Raw genomic sequence first — 7420 nt, forward strand, 5'->3', positions numbered from 1 at the left:
CGAGAGGACACCCGCCTCGTGGTGATTCGCGGCAACTCGGCGTCAGGCAAATCAAGCGTGGCCCAGGGTCTGCGAGATCACCACGGCCGCGGGATCGCGATTGTGGGCCAGGACGTGATCCGCCGCAACGTGCTCAGGGAACACGACACCGCGCGCGGCGCCAACATCGCCCTGCTGGGCAGGATCGCACGCGAAGCCCTGAACGCCGGCTTCCACGTGGTGCTCGAAGGGATCCTGTACGCCGAGCGCTACGGTCACATGATCACGTCTCTGGCACGGGACCACCGGGGCGTCTCCAGCTGCTACTACCTGGACGTGCCGCTGGAAACGACGATTGTCCGACACGCGTCGAAGGCTGATGCCGCGTACCTAGAGCAAGTCACCGACAGCCACCTCGCCTCCTGGTACCGCGAGCTTGATCTGCTCCCCGGCAGTCTGGAGACCGTGATCCCGGCCGACAGCACGCTGCAGGACACCATCGCGCGCATCCTGCGCGAAACCGATCTGGCCTCTGCCTCCCCAATCCAGCCACCGCAGTGCACGCCGTCACAGGGAGACTCGATGAACAGTCTGGTGTTGATGTCCGATCCGCGGGTCGCCGCGATCCCGGTGCGCGAGTGCGGGGAGCCGCTCGTGGACGTGCGTGACCACAGCTTCCGCGTCGATCCCCGCAAGCAAGATCCGCTGGGCGCGTTCGCCTACGTCCGCGAGGGCGTCCTAGCCCGGCTGGAGCACGCCCGCTCGCTCCTGCCCGCCGGCACCGACCTGCTGTTCATCGAGGGCTACCGGCCGCTGGCTCTACAGCAGCGCTACTTCACCGAGTACCTGGACGAGTTGGGCGCCGCGAACCCCGGCTGGACAGCTGGGCAGCTGCACCAGGCTGGCAGCCGGTACGTGTCGCCACCCGAGATCGCGCCCCACTCCGCGGGCGCGGCCGTTGACGTAACCCTCGTCGACCAGGACGGCCACGAACTCGACCTCGGCACCCGCGTGAATGCCTCCCCCGAGGAGAGCGACGGGGCCTGCTTCACTCACGCCCCGAACCTCAGCGATCACGCGCGCCACCACCGCACGCTGCTGCTTGACGCCATGGAGAACGCGGGTTTTACCAACTATGGAACGGAGTTTTGGCACTTCTCGGCGGCGGACCGGTACGACGCGCTGATGCGGCAGGAGCCGCACGCACACTACGGACCGATTGAGCTGCCCTAGCGCGCCGGCATCCTCGTCCAGTTCCTCGCCACCCACACCGATCTGGCAACGCAGAAGCGCGGTCACCGCACCCTGACCCGGTTGCGCTCCACGGGTCGCAACGGTCGGAACGCATCGAACGGAGGCATGTATGCCTGACGACAGCCAGCAGGCGATCCCAGCTGTCCCGAGCCCGGCGGCCGGGACCGAACCATACGAGCACCACATACGCCTGCTCGGGCGGTACTACCGCCAGGTGGAAGCAGGGCGCAAGACTATCGAAGTGAGGGTGGCCAACCCGCAGAATCGCGCTGTCGCAGCCGGTGACACGGTCGTCTTCCACGACCGCGACACCGGGCGGGACCTCGACGTCATCGTGGAGCGGATCACCCCGTACCCCTCCTTCGAGGACCTGCTCAGCTCGGAGGACACAGTGCGCATCGATCCGGACGGGCTGCCCGGCGAGCTGCTCGCCAACATCCGCAGCATCTACCCGCCGGCCAAGGAAGCGCTCGGCGTTCTCGCCCTCGCGTTCGACCACCGCCCTGCCCGGCTCGGCCGCCCCATGCCGATGCCGCCTATGCAGTACGCGCAGACCGTCCCCCACCACACGGTGTACGGCTGCCTCTACATCCGCGACGAGCACGACCGACCGGTCCAGCTCCGCTCGGTCTACGGCTCGAGACTCTGGCCGTTCCCGGGCGGCAACTTGGACGCCCCGGGCGAGGACCCACTGCAGACCGCCCGGCGCGAGGCGGTCGAGGAGACCGGCCTCGAACTCGGGCTGGACACGCCGAAGCTGCTCCTGACGCACTTCCTGCACGCCGGGCCGCGGCAGCCGCTGAACAAGGTGGGGCTCATCTTCGACGGTGGTCAGCTGACCGCCGACCAGCTCGGCTGGATCCGCCTCGATCCCGCGGAGCACGACATGTGGGCCGCGCACGACCACGCGACCTGGCAGGGGCTGATGGCGCCGCGCGCCTTCGCCCGCCTCGACGCCATCGAACGAGCCCGGCGCGGCGAGGGCCCCGCCTACCTGATCACGCACACCTGACCCCCAGCACCCCCACGAGGAGGCAAACCGTGCCCGCCGAGGACACCAACACCCGGGCCTGGCAGATCTACGGCCAGCGCCAACTGGACCGGGCCTACACCCCGCCCATCCCCGACCGGCTCGGCTGGACGCCCTGGGAAGGGATCGGGCCGGGTACGGAAGTCCTCGGCGACGTCACCGGCCGCCGTGTCCTGGACATCGGATCCGGAGCTGGCCACCACGCCGTCCATCTCGCCCAGGCACACGGAGCCCGCGTCACCGGCATCGAACTGTCTCCGACCCAGCACGAGCGAGCCGTATCAGTCCACGCGGACGTTGACGGCGTGGACTTCGTCCAGGCAGACGTGACCGAGTACCTGGCTGGAGCCGAGCCGTTCGACGCGGCGTACGCGATCGGGACGCTCGCCTTCATGGACCCGCACCGCTCGCTGCCAGCACTGCGCGACGGCCTGCGTCCGGGGGCCCCGCTGATCCTCTCGCTCCTGCACACCGACCTGCACGGCCGCGGTCCGTCCACGGAGGTGGCGCCCCGCGAGCAGATGATCCTGCTGCGTGACGACCCGCCCCTGCCGACGCAGATGTGGGTCCTGGCACCGCACCTGTGGGAGGACCTGCTCACCTCGTACGGCTTCCGAGTCGAGGCCATCGACCTGCTACCGCAACCCGACGAGAGCGCCACAGTCGTCCAGCAGCTCATCCGTGCCCGGCGCCTGCCAACCCGGCCGGCGCGCGTCTCCAGCCGACCCCGCAGCACCCGCGCGCCAGCCGCACACGCGGCCGTGGGCGTCGGAGCGATCCTGCACAGCGAACAGGGCATCCTGCTCGGCCGGCACCGCCGCGGCACCCTCGAACTGCCCGGCGGCAGCGTGGAGGCCGGCGAGTCCTTCGCGGAAGCGGTCATCCGCGAACTCGGCGAGGAGACCGGCCTGATCGCCCGCACAGCAGACGTCAGGCTCCTGGGCACGCTCGTCGACCACGTCGAAGGTGTCCTGCGGGTCACGGTCGGCGCCCTCGTCCACGCCTGGCGCGGGCAGCTGGCTACGCAGCCGGACGAGAGCGTCGGCGACTGGGCCTGGCACCCTCTCGATCAGCTTCCCGACGGCCTGTTCGTCTGCAGTGCCCAGATCCTCACCAGCTGGCGCACCGATCTGCCCATCGACCACACCCCCGCGTACTTCACTCCCTACGTCGGCGACACATCAGACGCGACGACGGTGGACGGGCCGGCATGACTCCTCGGCGCCTCAGACCGTCGAGCCTGTCGCCCTGACTCGCCAGCGGCGTATTCGCGCGGCACCACGGAACGGGGTCACGCGCAGACCGCACCGAAATCGACCGAGGACCACAGGGGGAGATCATGAAGGACCTGCACCAGCAAGCCGCCCGCTGGGGCCAGTGGGCGCAGTACTACGACGAGGAGACCCGTAACCAGGACCCGAGTGCCGCCGCTGCCGTACTCTCCGACCTCGCCGGAGACGGCGCAGCCCTGGAGCTGGGCATCGGGACCGGCCGCGTTGCCTTCCCGCTGGCCGAATGGGGGACGCCCGTCTTCGGCCTTGACGCCTCCCAGAAGATGATCAACCGTCTCGAAGAGTACCAAAAGCAGACGCCTGAGGGGCGCTCGCCTGTCCAGGCGCGGATCGGCGACATGGCGCGGTTCGACCTTGGAACGCACTACCCACTCGTCTACGTCATAGCGAGCACGCTCTTCTTGCTGACCGAACAAGAGGATCAGGTCAGCTGCTTCCGCAGCGCGGCCAGGCACCTCACCCCCCAGGGACAGTTCGTCGTCGAACCGGCCGTCCCGCACACCTCGGGCATGTCCTCCGAACGCCAGCAGATGATCGTCCGCGAAATGATCGAAGAACACCTGAGTTGGTCCGCATTCGTCCACGACCCCGTGCACCAGATCGTCCGGGCCCAAGAAGTACGCGTCGGCCCGGATGGCTGCCGTCTTCTGCCGAAGGTCATGCGCTATGCCCATCCGGCCGAACTTGGCCTGATGGCGCAGCTCGCTGGGCTGCGCCTGGAACGGCGAACCGCCGACTGGAAGGGCTCTCCGTTTACCGCGACCAGTACGCACCATGTGTCCGTCTATAGTCGCCAGCCAGCTGCTGCCGAAACCTCACAAGCATCCGGCCATGGCCCTTCCCTGCGTTCGAAGACATCGTCATGACAGCTCCGCGCATGGACCCGGCCCAACGGCCGACCGCCCGGTAGCTCCAGCACATGTTCGAGAAGCTGATGTAGCCCCTCACCGGCGGGCCCGCCGTCAGCTAGCTCAGCACGCTGTCGAGATGAGCCTGTACCGGCTCGAAGAGGCCGTACGGAACGAGTTCCGGGATGTCGGCAAGCGCAGCCCACTTCAGCTCCGCCAGCTCGTCCTTGTCAGCCACGTAAGCGGTGCCGGATGTGACCGCGCAGGCGGTGTAGGACATGTTCCTTCCACTCTTGGGGTGAACTCGTTCACCCCGAGCCTGGACCGCGGCCACGGCCAGGCCAACCTCTTCCTGCGTCTCGCGTACGGCCGCCTCCTCGGAAGTCTCCCCGTCTTCGATCTCGCCGGCGGGGAACTGCCAGGACAACTGGCCCTCGGAGATCCTGCGCCGCACCATCAGGACGCGGTTCTCGTGAACCACGATCGCGGCGGAGATACCCGGCCGCTCCGCTGCCGTCTGCTCGGTCATATGTCTTCCTCCAGCACTTCCAGGATTGGCGGGTAAATCTTGTCAGCAGGTATGAAGCGGGTGACCGTGCTTTTGGCTACCCACGTCACGTCCACGTTCTCCACGGCATCGCTGTTCGTCGCGTCCCCAGCGAGGTATTCGCACAGGAAGTACATGCAGTGCACGCCGGTCACCGGGTGGAGCCGCTCGCCGAGGTTCTGGCGGATGGCGCAATGCACACCGGTCTCGTCCAGCGTCTCGCGGACGGTCGTGGTCTCCGGCCGGACGCCGGGCTTGATGACGCCTGCGGGGAACTGCCAGGTGATCCCGGATGCGTCATCGCCACGGCGGCAGACCATCAGAACTTCGTCGTCACGAACGACGACAGCGATGGCGACGCGCAGGGCCTGGGCCTTGGAGGCCGTGGCTGCGGTGTCCGCTTGGCCTGTTGCCGCCGTCATCGATGCGAATCGTTTGCGGACAGCGGCTGATGCGTCCTCGTGGACGGAGTCGAGCAGCTGTTGCATCTCTGGGCGGGGGATGACGTCGGAGTCGGAGTGCCAGGTGGCGACGGTCCGTGGCGAGATGCCCAAGCGGTTGGCGAAGGACTCGTTGGTCATGCGGAGGGCGGATTGGAGTGTGCAGGCGAGCTGGCCGGTCCAGACGTCTACAACTTCCATCGCGGCCCTCACGTATCCGATCGGCGACGTGCATGGTCAATGCGCTCCGACTGCAGGCGAGTTGCACTGCCGCTTCATGGCGGCGGGAAGCGAACACCGGTTGACTCTAACGACCTTGGGGGCAATTGAAGTCGGGGCGTGTTGACCTGGCGGTTCGGCTGGTGCGTGATCAGCAGGCCGTCGTGCGGACGAGGACCAGTTCGGTGCTCGCCGTGCGGCGGGTCGCCCGGCGGGCGGATCGGTCGGAGACCAGGCCGGCGATGGCTCGGTGGGTCTCGTCGTAGTCCTCGCGCCGACCGGTGTAGCGCTGGAGCGGATGCCATTGCTTGTACTCGGCGTTGGTGTGTTCCACGACGATGCGTTGCGAGGACTGGCGGCGGCGCATCTCGCGCCAGGCCCGCTTGTCGCCCTCGCACGCATCGTCCGCCGGTTTCTTCGGCGGGGCGCTGACCTGGTCGGGGAACTCCTTGGCCAGGCCCTGGTAGCCCGAGTCGACTTTCGCCTTTACCGTCGGCTGCAGGCGGAACTGCTCGGCGATGCCCTCGGTGCGCACGGCAGTCTGGTCGTGCATCCGCCCCGGCCGGGTCACGCCCGAGAACAGGGTGCGGCCCTGATGGTCGCTGAACGTGGTCGTCTTGATGGTGTTCTGCTTCTTCTTGCCGGAGACGAATGCCTTGCGCCCGGGGCGCCCTACCTGTGGGCGTCTGACCTGGACTTCTGTGCCGTCCATGCGGATCTCGACCCCCTCGGCCCCGGCATAGGCGAACAAGTCCTCCAGGGTGCGGATCCGCAGGCCTGGGCGGTCGGGGACGGCGAAGCCGCGGGCCGCGAGCAGGGGCCTGACTTCCCGGATCGCGGCGGAGATGGTCGAGCGGTCGACTTCGAAAAGCTCGGCCAGAGCGGCGTGCGGCAGCCCGAGGCGCAGGCAGACAAGGGTGGCCAGCAGCCGGTCGGTGAATACCAGCCGTTGCTTGCGCCCCGCGCCCACGGCGCGCCGCCGGACGCCGCCACGTCGCTCACACAGCGCGGATTCACGGGTCGCTTCCCACTGGGGTGCGAGTTCTTCGAGCAACTCGCCGAAGTGTGCGCGAGAGACCCCGCAGAGGGCAGGATGGGAGCAGGCCGTACGGGCCCAGGTCAGCTTCACAACTCACCTAACCCGTACGGCCCTTCTTATGTCACGGACCAGGCCGACCCTCGTTGCCCCAAGGTCGTAGCGACCTCGGGAACGATCGGCTCGCCGTTGGTGCGGCTTCTGTCAGACCGCTGTGGGAAGCTCCGTCGATGGAATCTTCAAAGGTGATTGAGACACTGTGGGACCGGATCCAGGATCGGGACTGGGCGGGCGTCGCCGAGTTGATCGCGGAGGATGTCGTTGTCGAGTGGCCGATCAGCCTCGAACGCATCATCGGCCGGGAAAACTTCGTCGCGGTGAACCGTGAATATCCGGAGGGCTGGTCGATTCGGGTGCTCAAGGTGGTGGCCGAGGGCGACGAAGTCGTCTCCGAGGTCGAAGTGCCACACGACAGTCTTGGCGTCTTTCGCGCGGCATCGTTCTGGACTGTCCGTGACGGGCAGGTCGTCCGTGGGACGGAGTACTGGACGAGCCTGGGAACGGACCCGCAGCCTGAATGGCGGGCCGCCCTCGTCGAACCGATGTAGTGCGGCGGGCCCCTCTGAGCCCCGACCTCAATTGCTCCCAAGGTCGTAAGGGCTCGCAGAGATTCAACGTGTTGCTTCCGGCGATTTGGCTCGTTGACGTGGTATGGGAATACCTCATGAGATTCGGGATCGACTCGCCTTGAAGTTCGGGGTGTTGTTCCCGCACC

The 7420-nt window shown here is 67.6% G+C and carries 8 protein-coding genes; 5 read left to right on the top strand and 3 right to left on the bottom strand.

What is annotated here, in order from left to right:
• Positions 1–18 precede the first annotated feature (18 nt).
• From QMK30_RS32280 to QMK30_RS32295, 4 genes are all read left to right on the top strand, one after another.
• Positions 19–1212 carry a M15 family metallopeptidase gene (locus QMK30_RS32280; protein WP_283521871.1) on the top strand — a complete coding sequence of 398 codons (1194 nt, stop codon included), beginning with the start codon at positions 19–21 and terminating at the stop codon, positions 1210–1212.
• A gap of 130 nt (positions 1213–1342) precedes the next feature.
• A complete protein-coding gene (locus tag QMK30_RS32285) occupies positions 1343–2245 on the top strand; it encodes an NUDIX domain-containing protein (protein ID WP_283521872.1) in 903 nt (300 codons plus the stop codon).
• A 29-nt stretch (positions 2246–2274) separates the two neighbouring features.
• On the top strand, positions 2275–3477 hold the full coding sequence (locus tag QMK30_RS32290) for a bifunctional class I SAM-dependent methyltransferase/NUDIX hydrolase (protein WP_283521873.1): 1203 nt from the start codon (positions 2275–2277) through the stop codon (positions 3475–3477).
• Positions 3478–3602: 125 nt separating this feature from the next.
• The gene (locus QMK30_RS32295; RefSeq protein WP_283521874.1) at positions 3603–4421 is read left to right on the top strand and encodes a class I SAM-dependent methyltransferase; all 819 of its coding nucleotides are present in this window, start codon (positions 3603–3605) and stop codon (positions 4419–4421) included.
• A 100-nt stretch (positions 4422–4521) separates the two neighbouring features.
• Here QMK30_RS32295 and QMK30_RS32300 read toward each other — a convergent pair whose 3' ends face one another.
• From QMK30_RS32300 to QMK30_RS32310, 3 genes are all read right to left on the bottom strand, one after another.
• On the bottom strand, positions 4522–4932 hold the full coding sequence (locus QMK30_RS32300; RefSeq protein WP_283521875.1) for an NUDIX hydrolase: 411 nt from the start codon (positions 4930–4932) through the stop codon (positions 4522–4524).
• The gene (locus tag QMK30_RS32305; protein WP_283521876.1) at positions 4929–5591 is read right to left on the bottom strand and encodes an NUDIX hydrolase; all 663 of its coding nucleotides are present in this window, start codon (positions 5589–5591) and stop codon (positions 4929–4931) included. The genes QMK30_RS32300 and QMK30_RS32305 overlap by 4 nt, the downstream gene beginning before the upstream one ends.
• Positions 5592–5760: 169 nt before the next feature.
• Positions 5761–6738: a transposase family protein gene (locus tag QMK30_RS32310; RefSeq protein WP_283521877.1), complete on the bottom strand. Its 978-nt coding sequence runs from the start codon at positions 6736–6738 to the stop codon at positions 5761–5763.
• Positions 6739–6875: 137 nt separating this feature from the next.
• Here QMK30_RS32310 and QMK30_RS32315 point away from each other — a divergent pair, with 137 nt between their 5' ends.
• Complete coding sequence (locus QMK30_RS32315; RefSeq protein ID WP_283521878.1) at positions 6876–7253, top strand: nuclear transport factor 2 family protein; 378 nt, start codon at positions 6876–6878, stop codon at positions 7251–7253.
• Positions 7254–7420: the final 167 nt, after the last annotated feature.

Origin of the sequence: Streptomyces sp. H27-C3 (assembly GCF_030063415.1) — a bacterium.
Classification (GTDB): Bacteria; Actinomycetota; Actinomycetes; order Streptomycetales; family Streptomycetaceae; genus Streptomyces.